The sequence below is a fragment of the Sulfurovum lithotrophicum genome (genome assembly GCF_000987835.1).
GTDB classification, from domain to species: domain Bacteria; phylum Campylobacterota; class Campylobacteria; order Campylobacterales; family Sulfurovaceae; genus Sulfurovum; species Sulfurovum lithotrophicum.
This window is the reverse complement of record NZ_CP011308.1, coordinates 406278-425110: the sequence shown is the minus strand read 5'-3', so window position 1 is coordinate 425110 and position 18833 is coordinate 406278. Positions and strand designations below refer to the sequence as shown.

The window sequence follows — 18833 nt, the reverse complement described above, 5'->3', positions numbered from 1 at the left end:
TTTTTCTTATCTGAAATATCATTTGCTTCTCTTTCCTAAATTATTTTCATATTTTTCTACCAGCATCTTCAATACCGCTTTATCGATCACGATAGTTTTGTCGCCGTTTTCCTTCGCATACAATGTACGCACCATATCTTCGACTGCTTTGGATCTGTTGGTATGCGGATAAAGTATTTGAAGCGCTTCGCTCTCTTTGACTGCGGCTCTCCTTCTCTTCCGTTTTGTTGAAAGAAAATACTGAAACAGGTACATGGCCAGCAAACCCAAAACAAAAGCCGAGGCTATCATCCACCACGGTGGAGGCTGCACTTCGGAAATGTTCTTGCCCTCTTCGGTATCCAGCATCGATTTTTGGGGCTGTTTCAAATCGCTGTGCACCTTGCCTGCACCTGCTGTCCGGCTTTGGGACTTTTGTGCGGCGATCCCCCGTGAACCCTCCACATGCACATCATAGGAAGGCGTCTCCAGATATTTCACTGTTTTGCTTTTCGTGTCATACGCGGATATACGTCGTGCCGGGATGGTAAAATCATGGTCTGAGATGAAGGTAAAGCTTTTGACATAATCGCTTTTAACCTGATTTCCCTCCAGTGTAGTCCGGACCTCTGCATCGTCACTGTAAACGGTTACTCCATCCATCTCAAAATCGGGGAATTCAAAACCTTCGAGTGTCCCGTTCCCTGCTATCTTTACGGTAAGGGTTACCGGTTCGTTGGCTTTTACATTGTTTGTATCAAGCGAGCTCTCTATGGTAAATCGCCCCACAAGATCACTCTCCTGCGGTTTCTTTGTAACGTCTATCTTGACACTGTTGGAAGCGATCGGTACCCAATAGGTACGCACAGCTCTTCCGAACATATCCAGTTTGCTTCTGTCGGACACGCCTATCTTGGCTCTTGCCGGCCCCACGGAAAAACTGCCTGCAGAATGTGGGGTTAAAAGGTATTTCACTTCCGTGATCTGCCGGTCTCTTTTTATGTAGACCTTTTCCTCACCGAGATCTTCAGAAAAAAACCCCTCAAATGCCGGTCTGGTATATATGGGGTTCTCTGAAAGCCTTGTCCCTATTTTCAATGAAAGGGATACCGTGATCACAATCGGTTCGCCTATGATCGCAGATTTCTTGTTTGTCTCGAGATGGAGGAAAAATTTGTTACTGTCTTCCGTATTTTGTGCGTTTACAGGCATTACTTTTATTTTGATAGGTTTTGTTCTATACGTTCTTCCGTCTATCTCGACATTATAGGAGGGGATGGTCACATCATGATGAGGCGCAAACGTGTAGATCCGTATGGTACGTTCCTTTTTCAGTACACCGTTTATGTAATGAGGCCTGTTGACAACAATCTCACGCTCTTCCAACACTTTTACCCCGTCTATCTCGTCAATTTTCGGAAATACCACTTTATCTCCGTTTGCCCTGATCTTGAGCCGTACCATATGCCCCGCAACGATCTCCGTATCTGAAACGAGTGCTTTTGCTTCGGGAACATATGAAAATACTTCAACTTCATTGGCATTTGCAAATGTGCATAGTGCCAGGATCAATAACAGTAGTTTCTGGATACCCTGATCACCATGGATTGGCACCATCACTCCTTTTTGACTTTTTGTCATTGCTCATCTGGTACATCATGGTCGGTGTCCCTTTTTGCTGCATTTTCTTCAGTAACCTTTTGAGTTCCTGCTGTTTGATTTTCTCTTCTTTGGACATTTTCTTTTGCTTTTTTGCTGCACCTGAGGACTGCTCACCCTTTTTATTCTGGGGCTTTTTCTCTTTTTGGGAACCCGACTTCTGCTTGTCGCCCTCTTTTTTATCATTCTCTTTTTTCTTCTCTTTCTTTTGTCCCTCTTTGTTCTTTTTCTGCTGATCGCCTTTCTTTTTCTGGTCTTTTTTCTCCTGGTTCTTTTTATCTTTCTTTTTCTGGTCGCCCTGTTTCTTCTGGTCTTTTTTCTGATCGTTTTTCTTGCTCTTTTGATCTTTCTTCTTCTGATCCTGCTTTTTCTGATCTTTATTTTTCTTCTTGTCTTTGTTCTTCTTGTTATCTTTCTTTTTCTTCTGATCTTTTTTCTGCTGGTCTTTTTTCTGCTGCTTTTTCTTTTTCTCTTCTTCTTTTTTCTTCATCTTTTTGGCAAGTTCCAGGTTGAAACGTGTATCTTTGTCTTCCCGGATCTTCAAAGCCTCTTCATAACTTTTGATCGCATTGTCAAGATCTTTTTTCTGAAAATAGGCATTGCCTATATTGTGCAGACGCATCGCCTTGTCTATCCCTTTTGCCTTTTTATAGGACTGAATGGCTGCATCATAGTTCTTGGACTTGTAGTAGGCATTTCCGATATCATACTCTTTCTGCGGCGCCTCTTTGTCCAAAGAGTGCAGAAGTGCCGCACTTTTGCTGTACTCTTTACTGTCATATGCCTGTTTTGCGGCTTCGATAGTTTTGAAGTCCGTCAACCCAGCATGCAGGAAAGTGAATAGTATCAGTAATAGTAGTTTTTTCATTTTTTACCTCCATCTTTGCCGGATGCTTTCTTTTGGCTTTTGAATCTGGGAAACGAACTCAATCCGATCAGCAGCAAAAAGAGTCCCAGCCCAAGCGGATAGTAAAAATACTCCACTCTCTGCTTGACCCTGACTTCACCCTGCTGCTGTTCCTTGTATTTTCCTTTGATCACTGCGGCCAGGTTTTCAATATCTTCTTTTCCGGGTCCGGCTATCACATAGGCACCGCCATTCTCTTTAGCCAATAGCCCCAACGTATCGTTTCTCTGTGAAATCGCGATAGTACCGTCCTTCTGCATGATCGGTTTGCCGTTTTCATCGATGACCGGTGCACCTTTCTCCGTACCCACGAGTACTACATACAGGTCAATCTTGTTGGCCTTGAGCACATCCGCAAAACCGGCAATGGCTTTTTCGTCACCGCCGTCCGTAAAGAGTACCAGGATCTTCGGGTTTTTCTTTTCAAGCAGAGAGCTTGCAAGTTCACCCAATGCCAGGAAATCCGTTGACCCCATATTGATGTAGGAGTCATCCACCCCTTTTACCATCATCTTGAGGGTCTCTTTGTCAGAGGTAAACGGAGCAAGCACAAAGGGACTGTAGGCAAAGGCAACAACCCCTATCTCGTCACTCGGCATGGCATCAAAGAATTCATTCATCTTCTTTTTGGCAAAGGCCAAACGGTTCGGGTAAACATCTTTGCTTCGCATGGAACCTGAAATATCCAATGCCGTCAGCAGAGTCAATCCCTGCACTTTCACCACTTTGTCTTCCAGCTCTTTGACCGGGCGCGCCAATGCAACGATCATAAAAAAGATCGCTGCGAACATGATGATATTTCTCAATCTGAGAGGCATCCCCTCAGAACTTGCCGTCAAACGCGTTAGTACTTTTTCGTCAAAAATACGTGAGAGACGCTCTTTGTTCGTAGAGATCAAAAATGCAAAGAGTACAAAAGGTACAAGCAGGATCCAAAAAAGATACGGGTTTACAAATTCCATTTATACTCCTTTCGAATTTCTGTAATAAACAAATAACAATAAACTCAACACAGCAAGAAAAAGAGGATAGACATACAGATAGGTATGCTCTACGATCTTCTTGCTATCGAGCTTCGTGACTTCAAGTTTGTTGATCTCATCATAGATATTGCTCAACATGGCTGCCGATCGTGCTGCATACGCCTGGCCTTTTCCTGCTTTTGCAAGTGTTTTCAGGTATTGCGCGTCATAATCCCTTGGACCGCCAATACCTATGGTATAAAGCTTCACATCTCTTTTTTCGATCATATGTTTCACATCCGACAACGGGATCTTGGACATATTGTCCCTTCCGTCTGTCAGAAGAATGATTATTTTTGATTTGGCTTTACTCTTGCTCATCAGATTGTACGCCTGGACCAGCGCATCATTGATGGCCGTTCTTTTTCCTGCCATTCCAAGTTTCTGCATCTCGGTAATGTTGGTCAGAAAATCCTTCTCAAAAGTCAAAGGCGAGGCGATGAATGCCACATCCGCGAACGTTACCATTCCGATACGATCATTTTTACGCTTCTTGATGAAGTCGGCGACCACCTCTTTGACCACATCAAATTTGTTCTTGTACGGATCTTTCGGGTCAAACCCCATCTGTCTCATCGAGTCAGAACTGTCAATGACAAGGACAATGTCCCGTCCTTCTTTCTTGGAATTGATATAATTCTTTGTCAGGATCGGTGACGCCAGCGCGACCACCGCAGCAACAATTCCGACCCATTTCAACCAGGAAAGCAGTGAAGACTTGTTCGTCTCTTTGGCTATCAGCGTGTTGACATGCGGGAAAAAGATCGCCCGGCTTCGCTCTTTACACCATTTGCTGCATATGATAAAGAGCAGCAGTACCAACAGTAATAACGGATATTCAAAACTAAATTGACTCATCTGCCACCTGCACAAAAAGGTTGAATTTATTTTTTGTATCACTATCCACTTCATCTACCTTTTTCTTATATTTGTATTTTTCCAGCATCGGTTCAAGCTGGGAAAAAAGTTCTTTTCTTCTCTCATCGGTTGCCAGCAGCCTTGCATAATGCGTCGCTTCATACGCCGACTTCTTCGGATCTTTCCAGTCGATCTCCTTGAGTTTCGCCAGATACCCTTTTGCGAGGTTGATTTTTCTCTTCTCCCAGAGTTTTTTGATGACAAAAAAGAGCACGGCAAGCAGCAACAGAACACCGAAACCTATCAGTCCCCAGTAAATGTAGAAAGAGTTATCCGGGATCTCCAATAAAGGTTTGATATCTTTGAGTTGTGCTGTCAAATTTTGTTCATTCATCATATTTTCCTTCACTGCTACCTGCTATCTTCTCATTACTCACTGTCATCTCCTCATACTCTTCATCAGTTTCAAGGCTCCGTCCTCGTGCGTATACACTTTGGTGAACCTGATGCCGTGTTTCTTGAATTGTTTGTAAAGTTTTTCATCATTTTTCAGAAGAGCTTTTTTATAGTTCTTCAGTGTTCCGCTGTCGATATTGCCTTCGAAACTCTGTTTCGTTTCCATATCGATCAGTCTGAGATACCCCAGTTCACTCGGCTCTTCTTCAAACTTGTCACGTACGATGACCGCAAAGACATCATGTTTCTTGCTCAACAGTTTCAAGTCCACATCACCCACAAAGTCCGAGAGGATGAAAAGCAGTGCTTTCTTCTTTAAACGGTTGTTCAAAGTCTCGACCAGTGCTTTGAAGTCACCCTCTTTGCCGATGGGTTCAAAATCGACAATATTCTCAACCGCTCTATTTACGGAAAAAAGTTTTTTACTCGGCTTGCTCAGATCATAGAGTTTGTCCGCAAAGATCATATGGGAGAAGAGGTCTGCATTCTTCACCGCAGAGAAACCGAGCGTACCCGCCACTTCGGCGATGATGTCGGATTTCTGCTTTACTGTCCCAAAATAGGTGGACCCTCCCAGCATGGAAACGACCACCACATTGAGCTCTCTTTCTTCTTTGTAGATCTTGACAAAAGGCTTGCCCAGTTTGGCCGTCGTCTTCCAGTCTATCTTACGGACATCATCCCCGTAGACATACTCACGAAGCTCCGTAAACTCAAAGCCCTCACCCTGGAACATCGAAGCATTGTTACCGAGCATATCCCCGTACACCTGCTTCTTCGTTTTGAGAACGATCTTTTTCGCTTTTTTATTCATACTACCTCTTGCGTAGGGTGTTGTTCCCCGACAGCACCACTCACTATATTTCTATATTGTGGTGTTGAGAGGGCACAACACCCTACATTTTTTATTTCATTTTTCATCATCATCCCGATTCCTACGGAATTGGCACTGCCGCCAAAATCTTCTCGATGATATGATCCTGCGTAATATCCTCAGCCTGTGCTTCGTAGCTCAAAATGATACGATGGCGAAGGATCTCTTTGGCGATATAGGCTATCTCAATAGGCGAAACATAATCCTGTCCTTTGAGGTAAGCGATCGCACGTGCCGCCTTGTACATATCGATACTCGCCCTTGGTGAAGCACCAAATTCAATGTACGGTTCAAGCTCTTCAAGGCCATACGCTTTTGGATCACGCGTTGCAGCGACAAGTTCGATGATATACGCTTCGATCTCTTCGTCCATATGCACTTCCAGCGCTTCTTTACGGATCTGTTCAAGCTCTTCTCTGCTCGCTACCTGCTGGATAGTTTCAAAGCTGTTGTTCGCCACACGTCTGGCGATCTCAAGTTCTTCCTCTTTGGTGTTGTAGCCCACGACCACTTTCATCATGAAACGGTCAAGCTGTGCTTCGGGAAGTTCGTATGCCCCCTCCTGCTCTACCGGGTTCTGTGTTGCCATAACAAGGAATGGTGAATCGATCTTGAAGGTCTCATCTCCAATAGTCACCTGTCTCTCCTGCATGACTTCAAGCAGTGCTGACTGCACTTTGGCTGGGGCACGGTTGATTTCATCTGCAAGTAAAAGGTTAGTAAATACAGGTCCCTGTTTGATCTTGAAAGAGTTCTTGGAAGGATCATAAATCTCCGTTCCGATAATGTCTGAAGGCAGCAGGTCAGGTGTGAACTGCACACGTTTGAAGTTCAGCCCCAATGTCTTCGCAAGCGCATTGACCGCAGTGGTCTTCGCAAGCCCGGGTACACCTTCAAGCAGTATGTGCCCACGGCAAAGCAACCCGGCAAGCAGTCCTTCGACCATCTTGTCCTGGCCAACCAATACTTTGGAAATTTCCGTTCTGATATTTTGTATGATTTGACTCAAGTTTTTCTCCTAAAACTATTTGATAATAGTAGTTTACTTGAGTGAGGTTAACTAAGGTTTAATAAGAGAGGAAGAAGGGCAGATAGCTGCCCTTCAAGAAGAAAAAGAGTTAAAAATCGTATCGGACACCTACGGAGATAACATCCATATCCGGTACGTCCGATTTGATCAGGAGACGCTGATAGTCCACAAAAAGGCTCCAACCTCTTCCCTGGTCCGCGTATCCATCAAACGCCCTGTCGTAGTTGCCGTTCTCCACTCTGTCACCTTCACGGTCTGACAGGTCATACTCCAGACCGGCACCGGCCGAGAATCCCCAGTCATCGTCAAAATAGTTCAGGCGCGCACCGTTGCCAAGGTTTTTCGTATATCCGTACCCAAGAAGTCCGTAAAGATTCACTCTTTCACTTATTGGATACTGTGGTTTGGCAAACAGCCCTACGTGCATCAGCGGTGCTCCGCCGAAAGGACCTTCATCCATAAACGTATCGATAAAACGTCCTTCGATCCCGAAGTACTGGTTGACCTCGTATCCGCCACGTACCATGACCCCGTAGGTCGTATCTTCATAGGTACAACCAGGAGCACCTCCACAGTCATCCACGCTGAACTTTGCCCAGACCAGACCTGCCCCCAGATACCAGGGAGAGATCTCCACAGTTTCTATTGGGATAACCGGTACTATGGCCGGAGCCATATTCTTTCCCCCACCTGCAAAAAGTGCTGTACTTGCTAAAAGCAGTGATACACATGGTATTAGTATTATTTTTTTCATTATATCTCTCCTCTTCTTTCTTCTCTTCTAACAAAATAGAATCCCGATAACAGGGTCATAAACATCATCATAAGCATACCCAAAGAACCTAAAGCATCACCGCCATCAGAAGATTGTGAACTTGTACAATCTATATCGACTGTAACAATCGCTGTAGAAGTATGGCCTTCTGCATCAGTGATCGTATAGGTAAAGGTATCTGTTACATTGTTTATATCCGCTGCAGGCGTATAGATCAATACATCATCTGTTGGATCATTCGGTGTACCGCCATCATCCAATGCTACATTACCATATGTCGGCTGGGTAAAGGAGATGCTTTCCGTTCCCGGACCGAACGCTCCCCAATCATCATTGTTTGCCAATACATCAATGACTATCGGAGCATAAGAGCTGACCGGTACATCAAGGTTGTCTGTTGCATTTGGACCTCCACTATAGTGAATACTGATCAATGCTTTATTACTTTCCTCACCATTTTCTTCTCTGACAGTATACTGAATCGGTGTCGGGTCCGAAGTCTCTAAATTTCCATCCGGATCAAATGTAACTTCACCAGTGCTTTCATCTACAGACCACATTCCTTCATCAGGTACGGTAAATCCTATCACATCACCTTCACTATCCGTCAAAACATTTATTGCATCTGTACCAGGTACAAGACTTACGCGTGTCGAATCCAATGGTGATGAGGTATTAATATCATTATTCAGGATATCAAGAGTGGCAGTCTCACCTTCAAATACAGGACCATATGAATCATTGTTTGCCAGCGGCATATAATTAATGGTTACCCTACCTATATCACTGTTACCGTCTACATCATAGACGATATATTCAATCGGTGTTGGATCACCCACATACCCTTGTTCGGGAGTAAAAGTTATCTTTCCGGTATCAGGGTCGACAGTCCAGGTACCTTCACCAGGTACAATATATGTTGTAACCTCTCCATTAACAGGATCTATAATACGTACCGTTGATGCATTTAAGTCTGAAGTTCCATTAATATCATTCTGTATGACATCTATGGTCACCTCACTTCCGTTTGTAGCATTCACATTATCATCTTCAGCAGTTGGCGGTGTGTCATTATCAATAATTGTTCCTCTTCCTGTATCTGAACTATCTCCTACCGAACCGCTATTGACTGTACTGATATGGATATCAAGATATTCATCTGCCTCTACCAGTCCATCATCTTCTGTGCTAACTGATGCCGTAACATGTGTTGATCCAGCAGGGATCACTACTGTTACTGTTGTGGGTATATAATCCTCACCTTGGGTTGTCGTATTATCTTCCAATGTCAATGTTAGGTTAATGTCTTCACCATAGGCATGTGTAAGATTGACATCAAACACAAGGTCACCACCCTCTACGATCATTGCATCTCCTATGAGGACATCCGGAGCGGCAACAACAGTTACCGTGACTGCCGCTGAAGCAGTATCACCGTTCTCGTCAGTAATGGTATACATAAAGGTATCATGGCCGCTGAATCCTGCATTCGGCCTATAGACAAGCCTGTCATCAGTCGGATCATCAGGTGTCCCGTTATCATCGAGTGTCACTGTACCATTTGACGGTTCGGTGAATGCTGTGATATTGAGATCATCATTGTCAGGATGCGTATCGTTGCCCAATACATCTATGCTTACAGGTAATTCCTGGTCAGTCGTTGCACCGTCAGCCACAGCATTCGGCACAGCATCAGTCGCAGGATCCACAACGGTTACAGTAACGATAGCTACATCTGTATTGCCGTTTGCATCAGTGATCTCATACTCGAACGTATCCGTACCCACAAATCCTGTATTTGGATCATAGATAATATAGTCATCCGACGGATCATTAGGGGTTCCGTTATCTTCTATACTCACCGTACCATTGGATGGTTGAGTTATGATAGTTGTAAGATTAAACTCATCGCCTTCAGGGTCATAGTCATTGTTCAGTACCGGAATATCTATAGAAGCTGTATTGTCCGTACTGGCACTGTCAGCAACTGCCGCCACGGAATTGGATTCCGGATCTTGAGGATCGGTTACAGTAATGATCACCACTGCCATATCTGTCCCGCCATTTCCGTCACTTATTGTATAGATAAATGCCGTGGTGCCGATAAAGTCTGTATCAGGTGTAAAGATTACTGTTCCATTCGCATCAAATGTCACCGTCCCATTGGTATCTGTCGTATTAACATCAACTATTGCCAATACATCACCATCCACATCATGATCATTGTTCAGTACCGGTACTGATACCGCTGTATTGATAGGTGTTGACTGACTGTCATCTTCTGCTACCGGTGCATCGTTAACCGGGTCTATTGTAACAGTCACCGTTGCCGTATTACCTTCCTCATTTGTATAGGTAAAGGTATCTGTGCCATTATAGTTTTCTTCTGGAGTATATTTTACTGTTCCATCAGGATTGATCGTTACTGTTCCATGCTCCCCATCCGTCACTGAAGCTACAGGTGACTTTGTACCTTCCGGATCAGTATCGTTTGCCAAAACATCTATATCAACCGGCGTATCTTCTTCTGTCGTTGCACTGTCATCTGCGACTACTGTCGGGTCATCTACTGCTGTGACTGTAATTGTAAGCGTTGAACTGGATGTTCCGCCGTTACTGTCACTGATAGCATAGGTTACTGCCGGAACAGGACCGTTAAAGTTCGCTGCCGGATCAAACGTGTAAGAACCGTCTGCTGCAATGGTAAGGTTACCTTCTGTCAGTACCAGCGGATTGCCTACGGTTGCAGTGTTCGCACCAACATTATATCCAGTCACCGAAAGCGTATCTCCATCTGGATCCGTATCATTCCCCAGTACGCCTGTCGCAGCCACAACCAATTGTGTATCTTCTGCTGTGCTTCCTGTATCCGGGTTGGCTGTCGGTGCAGGGTTGGTTACCGTCCAACTGAATGTCTCGCTGGTGCTTGCATTACTTGAATCTTTTGCAGTCACCGTGACGCTGTACGGCCCGCTTTGGCTGGCCGATTTATCGATCGTCCCGCTGATCACTCCTGTATTTGGATCGATGCTCAGTCCTGTTGGCAATCCTGTCGCCGAGTATGTCAGTGTGTCCCCGTCCGGATCCGAGAAGTTGCCGCTTACATTCACGCTTGGCGTATCGGCATCGGCATTTGTCTGGTCGGCGATCGGTGTGCTTGTCGGTGTATCGTTTTGAGGTGTGACTGTAATTGTAAGCGTTGAACTGGATGTTCCGCCGTTACTGTCACTGATAGCATAGGTTACTGCCGGAACAGGACCGTTAAAGTTCGCTGCCGGATCAAACGTGTAAGAACCGTCTGCTGCAATGGTAAGGTTACCTTCTGTCAGTACCAGCGGATTGCCTACGGTTGCAGTGTTCGCACCAACATTATATCCAGTCACCGAAAGCGTATCTCCATCTGGATCCGTATCATTCCCCAGTACGCCTGTCGCAGCCACAACCAATTGTGTATCTTCTGCTGTGCTTCCTGTATCCGGGTTGGCTGTCGGTGCAGGGTTGGTTACCGTCCAACTGAATGTCTCGCTGGTGCTTGCATTACTTGAATCTTTTGCAGTCACCGTGACGCTGTACGGCCCGCTTTGGCTGGCCGATTTATCGATCGTCCCGCTGATCACTCCTGTATTTGGATCGATGCTCAGTCCTGTTGGCAATCCTGTCGCCGAGTATGTCAGTGTGTCCCCGTCCGGATCCGAGAAGTTGCCGCTTACATTCACGCTTGGCGTATCGGCATCGGCATTTGTCTGGTCGGCGATCGGTGTGCTTGTTGGTGTATCGTTCACCCCGTTGACCGTAATATTCTCATTTGCTGTAGCTGTAGCACCTTTTCCATCACTTATTACATACGGGAAACTTACCAGCCCATTATAGTTTGTATCTGGCGTGAATGTGATCACACCTACTGCATCAACAGTTACGGTTCCGTTTGTTACAAGAATCGTTTGTGCTACACCCGGGGTCAAAGTCACACCATTAATAGAAACAACCCCTATACTGTCACCATCAGGATCGCTATCAGCTGTTAATGGTAACAAAGTCACACTACTATCCTCAGCAACTGTATAACTATCGTTAACTGCAGCAGGCCCCCTGTTTACTACTGTCAAAGACTCATTAAGATCATCATTTACATTAGTTGGATCAGCTTGATCTCCTGTAGCCGAAGTTGTAAAGTTAGTAATTGTCAACAAAGATGTTCCAGAATCAACAGTTCCTGAAAGTGTCAAGTTCGCACTTGCACCATTTGCCAATGTTCCTATGGTCCAAATACCTGTACCAGAGTTATAAGTTCCCTGGCTTGGAGTATTGGAAGCATAAGTAATTCCAGTTGGAAGTTGATCTGTCAAACTTACATTTGTTGCTTCTGCGGGACCATTATTTGTGACAGTTAACGTATAGGTAACTGTATCGCCAACATTGGGAGATACTTTATCCACGACTTTAGTTGTGCGAAGATCCGCTTGTACTTGATATCCATCATCTCCCACTGAAATTGTTCCGCCTGCTGAAACATCAACAGTTTCGGGGTCTGTTCCCGCTGTTTGGGCATAACCTACGGGGAGAGTGGATTCATTTACGTCAATGACTACACTGGATTCAGTTGCCGAAGTATACGCTACATAATCTCCATTTGTATCTGTTGAAACAAAAAATGTTCCTGTCGTATCTGTAATAGCTATCGTGATGTTGGAGAAACCTGTTTCACCAGAATCATATGCACCGTTGCCGTTTGCATCGTCAAATACCTTGCCTGTCATTTTGGTCCGAGGCGTATCATCAGGTTCTATAGCCAAACGAAGAAAGACGGGTTGGGAAGTCGCTCCTATAGAATAAGTATCCAAATATGCTTTATTTCCATCACCACCACTTGTAAAATCACCCCAATTGTGGTATTTATATGTTCCGTCTGCATTATATGAATCGGCATGTGTCAACCCTAAATAACTATTATCATCCCAGTAAACTTTATTCGATGTATCAATACTACCATTATCTAAAACTGCATTGATTGTCAAACCATTATTACCTGAACCACCACTTGTTTCTGCATCCGCGGCAGTAAAGTGAAACTCTCCTGTTTTAAGAACGATCTGTGCTTTGTAAGTACCATTAGGAACGGTATTACCACTATTATCTACGCCATTCCAGTTAACACTATTGTCTCCAGGTACAGCTGTTCCGTTCAGAAATACATCCCCACTACCAAAAACATCATCATTGTTTACATCTATTATAATGGTATAGGTTCCACTTATTGCCAAGTTTGTTGTAAAGAGAAAGTTTCCTGTATCCTGTACTGTCACTGTGTCACTTGGTGAGATCGAATCATCAACACCTTGATCATCAAGAAAATGGAAATTTGTAATCTCAGGCAGCGTTGTGGGCCTGGGGTAAGAAGCAGCAGGGTTGGAAAGATAAAGTTTATATTGCGCTTCAACATAGTTTCTATTTCCAGATACAGAAGGACAGGGTGCCGCACTATCTGAATCAATACATCCACTCAAAGCGGCAACAATCGTTCCATCAGCATTAGGACTCGTAAGTCCCAAATTATTTGCTGTTAATTCGTATACATATCCGGCAAAATGGTCAAGATCAAGTTCCCATGTATAATAACTGCCATTAAACCCACCGTCAACCACAGCGTATAAATTGGCACTGGTGGAGTGGCTATCTCCAAAAGAACCTGCATCAAAAGCCCATCTATAGGCCCAAAGCCGCCCTTGATCTATACGTGGGTCCACATCATCACCAGGGTTTGTCTTGACAAATACATCAAAGCGTTTTAAAACATCTTGCGTCCCTTGTGTATTGTCTAAACGTATCTGATAGGTACCTACTGCTCCTGGAATAAACTCATATCCTCCACTCAATATACCATTAAAATCATCAGTACAATCGACATTTGAGCTATTCATTGTCGTGGAATCCAGTAAGGTTGTACCCGATTCATCATAAATCTCGATGGACAGATTATCACCATTTGCCTCTCCACAAATATGAATATTTATAATTTCATTTGCATTTGTGATATCAACATAGAGAGGTCGTTCTTTAACTTCCAAACCTGTACTTGAGTTATTATAAGTACTGTTCCATTGAAACAATGGCTGTTCATGTGTTACATCTTCATTCAGCCCCATCTGCCAGGAACCTTCAGCATGCAACTGAACCCCAAAACCTAAAAACAAAAAACCAAAAAGGGCAACCGCCCTCAACCATGACCAAATTAACTTCATTTACAACCCCTTGTAATTTTGTAAAATATTTATTTTGGCAACCCGGCGGTCTGCCCTCAAAAAAAAGGGGGAGATCCGTAGCTTTCCGTCCCACCTTCTCAGGTGGTTTGGCTTTGACAATATGCTGTATTTCCTCTCTTCAATTTAGAAAGGGAATAACATAACATTGCATTATAACAGATAAATGTCACGCAAATGTCACGTAAAGAGTATTATTATGCTATAGTACATTTATAAAAACCAGCATCACCGGTGACAGCCTATGAAATTTGTATATCTTTTTTTATCTTTTTTCCTGACCTTTCATCTTTTTTTACATGCAAAAACTCTGCCTTCAGACCTTAACCTATCAGAGCCAAAGAGTACCTTTACCTCTTTGGGTGAAGCACGCTTGGTACAAAACATGCATACAGACGACAATACCCGGTATACAGCTGAGAATCTTTTGAAAATGCTCTTTCCTTTTGCCCTGCTTGTCCTGCTCATACTGCTCAGCCTCTATGCACAGCGCCAATACAATAAACGGTTGAGAAAACAGATGGAATTGGCGGTGGAAGAGTTGCGGCACAAGGATGAACTGCTACTTCAACAGCAGAGAATGGCTGCAATGGGAGAGATGCTCAGCATGATCTCGCACCAGTGGAAACAGCCGCTTGGAGCCATAAATTCCGCTGTCATAGGGGTTAACATGAAGATCGCAAGCGGTAAATTCGACCTTGCCCAACCTACCGAACGAAAAAAGTTCCTTGCTTATCTACAAAGGAAACACGACAGCATTCTGGAGTATGTGCGCTATCTTTCCGATACGACGGACGACTTCAGGAACTTTTTCAACCCCTACAAAAGCAAGGCGACAGCACCCTTGAGCCAACCCGTTGAAAATGCCCTGATGATCATTCAAAAATCACTTGAAGGCAAAGGCATTCAAGTCATTACAGAATTGAATGACCATACCGAGATCATGATGTATGAAAATGAGATCATTCAGGTCATACTCAATCTGCTGAAAAACAGTGAAGACATTTTTTTGGAAAAAAATATCCAAGTCCCGAAGATCATTATCGCTACGCTTCAACAAAAACAACAGTGTCTCATACGGATATACGACAACGGCGGAGGAATTCACGCTACTGTTGCCAAAAAGATCTTTGAACCCTATTTCAGCACCAAGGAGCACAATGTCGGTACAGGACTTGGGCTGTATATGTCCAGGATCATTATGGAAGATCACCACAACGGTTCCATAAAGATGCGAAACAAAAACGGGGGGGGTCTGCTTTGACCTCACTTTCAATAAGCCTAAAAGGACTGACTGAACAATGAGAACTTGTATCCCATACCATAAATACTGCTTATCACACTCTTGGGAAGTTTTTTACGCAGTTTGAAGACCAGGTTCCGTATATTTTTTTCATCCAGCTCAACACTCTCAAGGTAGAAATAATGCAATATCTCCTCTCCCGTGCATACCTGTTCAGCTTTTCTTACCAATAACTGCATCAGAAAGGTCTCATGCCGGGTCAACTGCACAGGATAACCGTTCTGCGTCAGCAGGCTCCTCTCTTTGTCCCAAAACATTTTTTCTCCCAGATCAAGCATACTGCCTTGAGAAACTGTTGCATTTTCTTTACTGACCTTTCCGCATACAAAAGAGAGTGAATCGAACAGACGGTCATGCTGTACGGGCTTGCTGATGAATTGTGCAATACCCAGATTGATGAGCCTGAGAAGATATTTACTGTCCGTATGGGCAGAAAGAATGATGATCTGCTGTTCCTCGTTGCGTTCACGCAGAGCCTCACAAAGGTCAACCCCATTCATCAGCGGCATCTGTATATCCGATATGACAATATCAAAGGTACGGTGGCGTTTTGTACGATACTCATCGTAAAGTCCCAAAGCTTCCACACCGTTCGATGCTGCTACCACCGTTTCAAAAAGATCTTCCAGCATTTCTGCCATATCGTTGCGAAGCGGCTCATAATCTTCCACCAACAGCACCGAATACGCATTGGTCAGTTCGAAAAGTCTCTTGTAGCCAATCACTATTGTTTCCCCTTCAAATATCCCATCGCGGTTGCAATGATATCGTCATCATCTTTGGAGTTGGATTTTAAAACCACGCGCTCTTTGCCCTCTTCCCTGAACTCAATGAAGACATTCTCCCCGTAGGAAGAAACTTTGGAAATGCCCTGCTCTTTTGCCAGTACTTTCATGACCATGACATCGATAAACTGTCTGGTGATGGTGTCAAGTTTACCAAAGCGGTCGGCAATCTCGGCTTCTATCTCGTAGACCTCTCCTGTTGTTTCGCACAGTGAGAGCCTGCGGTAGAGTTCGAGCCGCAGCCTGTCCTCTTCGATGAGCTCTTCGTTCAGGTAGGCGTCAATGGAGAGTTTCATATCGATGTTATGCGCTACCTCTTTGTCCTGTCCACTCAATTCTTTGATGGCATCTTCAAGCATACGCAGGTAGAGCGAATAACCAATCTGCTTGATGTGTCCACTTTGTGCTTCCCCGATGATGTTACCACCACCACGGATCTCAAGGTCATGGAAAGCCAGCACGGCACCCGAACCGAGATCGGAGTGCGATTCCAGTGCGATGAGGCGCTTTTTGGCATTCTCGGTCAATCTGTCCTTGTCCGTTACCATGAAGTAGCAGTAACCTTCCCTTCCGCCCCGTCCGACACGGCCTCTGAGCTGATGCAGGTCGGCGATACCGAAATTGTCCGCCCCATCGACGATCATCGTGTTGGCATGCGGCATATGGATGCCTGACTCGACGATGGAGGTGGAGAGCAGTACGTCATACTCTCCATCCTCGAACTTCAGCATCTCGTCTTCCGTCTCTTTAGCGGAGATCTTGGAGTGCAGTACGGCAACACGAAGCTTAGGCAGAATTTCAAGCAACTGTTTCTTCTTCTCGTCTATCCCGGCAATGGAGTTGAAGACATAGAAGATCTGCCCACCGCGCCGCATCTCCCTCAGAATGGCCTCTTTGATCACTTTGTCATCATAACTCTTCACAAAAGTACGGACGCCCTGGCGTTCTGTCGGAGGTGTAAGTATCTCAGAAAAGCTCTTGACCTCTGAAAGCGCCATATTCAATGAACGCGGTATAGGTGTGGCAGACATCGAGAGCAGATGCACATCGATACTCATCTCTTTGAGTGCCTCTTTCTGTTTTACACCGAACTTATGCTCTTCGTCTATGATTACCAGAGCAAGGTTCTTGAACTTTGCCTTGAGCAGTGCATGTGTACCCACTACTACATCAATGCTCCCTTCCGCCAATCCTTTCAGGATGGCATTTTTCTCTTTGGTCGTAGAAAAACGGTCGAGTTTGGCCACTTTGAACCCGTAATCATAAAAACGCTCCTTGAGGCTTTTGTAATGCTGGGAACTAAGCAGCGTGGTCGGTGCGATCATCATAGCCTGGTAACCGTTCCTGACGGCAACGAACATCCCGTTCATCGCCACTTCCGTTTTTCCGAATCCCACATCGGCAGAGAGCAGACGGTCCATCATCCGGCCCGAACTCATGTCATCGAGCATATCGTTGATCGCCCTTTCCTGATCTTCGGTATGCAGGAAACCGGCTTTGGACATGAAAAGCGTATGTTCCTCTCTGTCGATCTTCATCCTGATACCTTTTTTCAGGTGTCTCTGGGCGGAGAGATTGATGATCTGGGAAGCGATGGCAAAGAGTTTCTCCCTTACCTTGCCTTTGAGCTTTTTAAAGCTTGCCTTGCCAAGCCTGTCCAGAACCGGCAGTGCTCCGCCCTCTGCCACATAGCGGTCTATCACTTCAAGAGAGGAGACCGGAATGAGCAGAGAATCCTCATTCTGATAAAAGATCACCACAAATTCACTGGTCGCCCCCAGCACATCACGCTTTTCGATCCCTTTGAAGATACCCACACCGTGGTTCTCATGCACCACATAATCACCGGGTTTGAGTTCATCAAGGATGATCGTCGCTTTCTTGACCCGTTTCTTCTTGAGCGGTTTGTTCAAAGAGATGACAAGCCTGTCATCTCCCATGATATTGACGATACCGTCCTGATAAACGAATTCAATATTCTCAAAACTGCTCAGCTCAGAGCCCCTGACGATACTCTCGTTCCTGGCGATGACCGTGATCTTTTTGTTTTTGTGGACCTCAAGCAGTTTGTTGGGCTCCACCACTTCAAGGTCACGGTAGCGGTCACTCTCCGGCACGGAAGGAAGCAGGAAATCTTTACGCGGTATCAGCGGTTCACCCAATTCGTAGATCTCTTTGAGTTCCTCATCCAGATTACTCGCCCAAACAGCTGGGAACTGTTCGAGTGCACTCTGACCAAGATCCTCAAGATGCCACAGTCCAAGAGAATCTATATCTTTAACAAAAGTGTCGTACCGGCTTCTCTCTACTCTGTTTTTAAGGGCCTCATACTGCTCCTTGTCAAGTGCAAGAAAAGCAGGCGTAAACGCTACAGTGTCCAACTCCTCTTCAAAACGCTTCTGTGTCGCTTCATCATAATGCTGTATCGACTCTATCTCGTCATCAAAAAGGGAGATACGGTAGGGTTTTTCAGCATCGATAGGAAAGATATCGATGATATCACCACGGAAAGAGACCTCTCCCCTGCTCGCAGCGATATCGGTAAAATGGTATCCCCATTGATACAGAGTATCTTTCAGTGCGTTCAGGTCGACCGTGTCACCGAATTCCAGGACTTTCTTCCTGAAAAATTCAGGTTTTGGAAAGGGCAGCAGTACAGTCCGGACTGGAGAAATGAGAATCTTTTTTCTGTCGGAAGCATGATAGGCGGAAAGCTGTGCAAAAAAGAGCTGAAGGTCTTCTGTATAGGCACGAAGGTCTTCACCTACATTCACCCTGATATCGGGTAGGACAAACGTATCAAACCCAAGCAGTTGTGCTACATCTCTTATCTGTATTGACTCTTTATCATCTTTGCAGAGAAGAAGTTTTTCTTCTCTTAAATTTTCCAAATATTCATAGATATTGCTTTGATACATCATTTTAATT

12 protein-coding genes and 1 riboswitch are annotated in these 18833 nt (G+C 44.8%); of the genes, 1 reads left to right on the top strand and 11 read right to left on the bottom strand.

Translation table 11 applies throughout. The features are described 5' to 3' along the window. Positions 1-18: 18 nt before the first annotated feature. The 9 genes from YH65_RS02035 to YH65_RS11175 all read right to left on the bottom strand — a co-directional run bounded on the left by YH65_RS02035 (position 19) and on the right by YH65_RS11175 (position 13478). Positions 19-1596: a BatD family protein gene (locus YH65_RS02035; protein ID WP_245609233.1), complete on the bottom strand. Its 1578-nt coding sequence runs from the start codon at positions 1594-1596 to the stop codon at positions 19-21. After that, the gene (locus YH65_RS02030) at positions 1577-2506 is read right to left on the bottom strand and encodes a tetratricopeptide repeat protein (RefSeq protein ID WP_046550404.1); all 930 of its coding nucleotides are present in this window, start codon (positions 2504-2506) and stop codon (positions 1577-1579) included. Before YH65_RS02030 ends, YH65_RS02035 begins: the two co-directional genes overlap by 20 nt. Then, positions 2503-3507, bottom strand: a complete 1005-nt coding sequence (locus tag YH65_RS02025; protein ID WP_046550403.1) for a vWA domain-containing protein — start codon at positions 3505-3507, stop codon at positions 2503-2505. The genes YH65_RS02030 and YH65_RS02025 overlap by 4 nt, the downstream gene beginning before the upstream one ends. Further along, complete coding sequence (locus YH65_RS02020) at positions 3508-4425, bottom strand: vWA domain-containing protein (RefSeq protein WP_046550402.1); 918 nt, start codon at positions 4423-4425, stop codon at positions 3508-3510. After that, a complete protein-coding gene (locus tag YH65_RS02015; RefSeq protein ID WP_046550401.1) occupies positions 4412-4819 on the bottom strand; it encodes a hypothetical protein in 408 nt (135 codons plus the stop codon). Before YH65_RS02015 ends, YH65_RS02020 begins: the two co-directional genes overlap by 14 nt. 45 nt (positions 4820-4864) lie before the next feature. After that, a complete protein-coding gene (locus YH65_RS02010) occupies positions 4865-5695 on the bottom strand; it encodes a DUF58 domain-containing protein (RefSeq protein WP_052746060.1) in 831 nt (276 codons plus the stop codon). Positions 5696-5816: 121 nt separating this feature from the next. Next, positions 5817-6764 carry an AAA family ATPase gene (locus YH65_RS02005; protein WP_012083767.1) on the bottom strand — a complete coding sequence of 316 codons (948 nt, stop codon included), beginning with the start codon at positions 6762-6764 and terminating at the stop codon, positions 5817-5819. A gap of 109 nt (positions 6765-6873) precedes the next feature. Further along, entirely contained in the window at positions 6874-7539 is a 666-nt protein-coding gene (locus YH65_RS02000) for a porin family protein (RefSeq protein ID WP_046550400.1), read from the bottom strand. Then, positions 7539-13478, bottom strand: coding sequence for a beta strand repeat-containing protein (locus YH65_RS11175; RefSeq protein ID WP_169745657.1), 5940 nt, complete (start codon positions 13476-13478; stop codon positions 7539-7541). The genes YH65_RS02000 and YH65_RS11175 overlap by 1 nt, the downstream gene beginning before the upstream one ends. Before the next feature lie 354 nt (positions 13479-13832). Next, a riboswitch (cyclic di-GMP riboswitch) is annotated at positions 13833-13921 on the bottom strand. A 140-nt stretch (positions 13922-14061) separates the two neighbouring features. On the opposite strand from YH65_RS11175, the gene YH65_RS01990 reads away from it, so the two are divergent. Beyond that, positions 14062-15081: a sensor histidine kinase gene (locus tag YH65_RS01990; RefSeq protein ID WP_052746058.1), complete on the top strand. Its 1020-nt coding sequence runs from the start codon at positions 14062-14064 to the stop codon at positions 15079-15081. Positions 15082-15098: 17 nt separating this feature from the next. Here the strand turns inward: YH65_RS01990 and YH65_RS01985 are convergent, their stop codons facing one another. Further along, a complete protein-coding gene (locus YH65_RS01985; protein ID WP_046550399.1) occupies positions 15099-15845 on the bottom strand; it encodes a response regulator transcription factor in 747 nt (248 codons plus the stop codon). After that, positions 15845-18823, bottom strand: coding sequence for a transcription-repair coupling factor (mfd, locus tag YH65_RS01980; RefSeq protein WP_046551972.1), 2979 nt, complete (start codon positions 18821-18823; stop codon positions 15845-15847). The genes YH65_RS01985 and mfd overlap by 1 nt, the downstream gene beginning before the upstream one ends. Positions 18824-18833 lie beyond the last annotated feature (10 nt).

What these genes read in the sequence shown, in the direction of transcription:
- YH65_RS01990 (WP_052746058.1), top strand. Translation starts at nt 14,062, where the DNA reads ATGAAATTTGTATATCTTTTTTTATCTTTTTTCCTGACCTTTCATCTT.
- YH65_RS11175 (WP_169745657.1), bottom strand. Translation starts at nt 13,478, where the DNA reads ATGAATAGCTCAAATGTCGATTGTACTGATGATTTTAATGGTATATTG.
- YH65_RS02020 (WP_046550402.1), bottom strand. Translation starts at nt 4,425, where the DNA reads ATGAGTCAATTTAGTTTTGAATATCCGTTATTACTGTTGGTACTGCTG.
- mfd (WP_046551972.1), bottom strand. Translation starts at nt 18,823, where the DNA reads ATGTATCAAAGCAATATCTATGAATATTTGGAAAATTTAAGAGAAGAA.
- YH65_RS02015 (WP_046550401.1), bottom strand. Translation starts at nt 4,819, where the DNA reads ATGAATGAACAAAATTTGACAGCACAACTCAAAGATATCAAACCTTTA.
- YH65_RS02025 (WP_046550403.1), bottom strand. Translation starts at nt 3,507, where the DNA reads ATGGAATTTGTAAACCCGTATCTTTTTTGGATCCTGCTTGTACCTTTT.
- YH65_RS02000 (WP_046550400.1), bottom strand. Translation starts at nt 7,539, where the DNA reads ATGAAAAAAATAATACTAATACCATGTGTATCACTGCTTTTAGCAAGT.
- YH65_RS02010 (WP_052746060.1), bottom strand. Translation starts at nt 5,695, where the DNA reads ATGAATAAAAAAGCGAAAAAGATCGTTCTCAAAACGAAGAAGCAGGTG.
- YH65_RS02035 (WP_245609233.1), bottom strand. Translation starts at nt 1,596, where the DNA reads ATGGTGCCAATCCATGGTGATCAGGGTATCCAGAAACTACTGTTATTG.
- YH65_RS02030 (WP_046550404.1), bottom strand. Translation starts at nt 2,506, where the DNA reads ATGAAAAAACTACTATTACTGATACTATTCACTTTCCTGCATGCTGGG.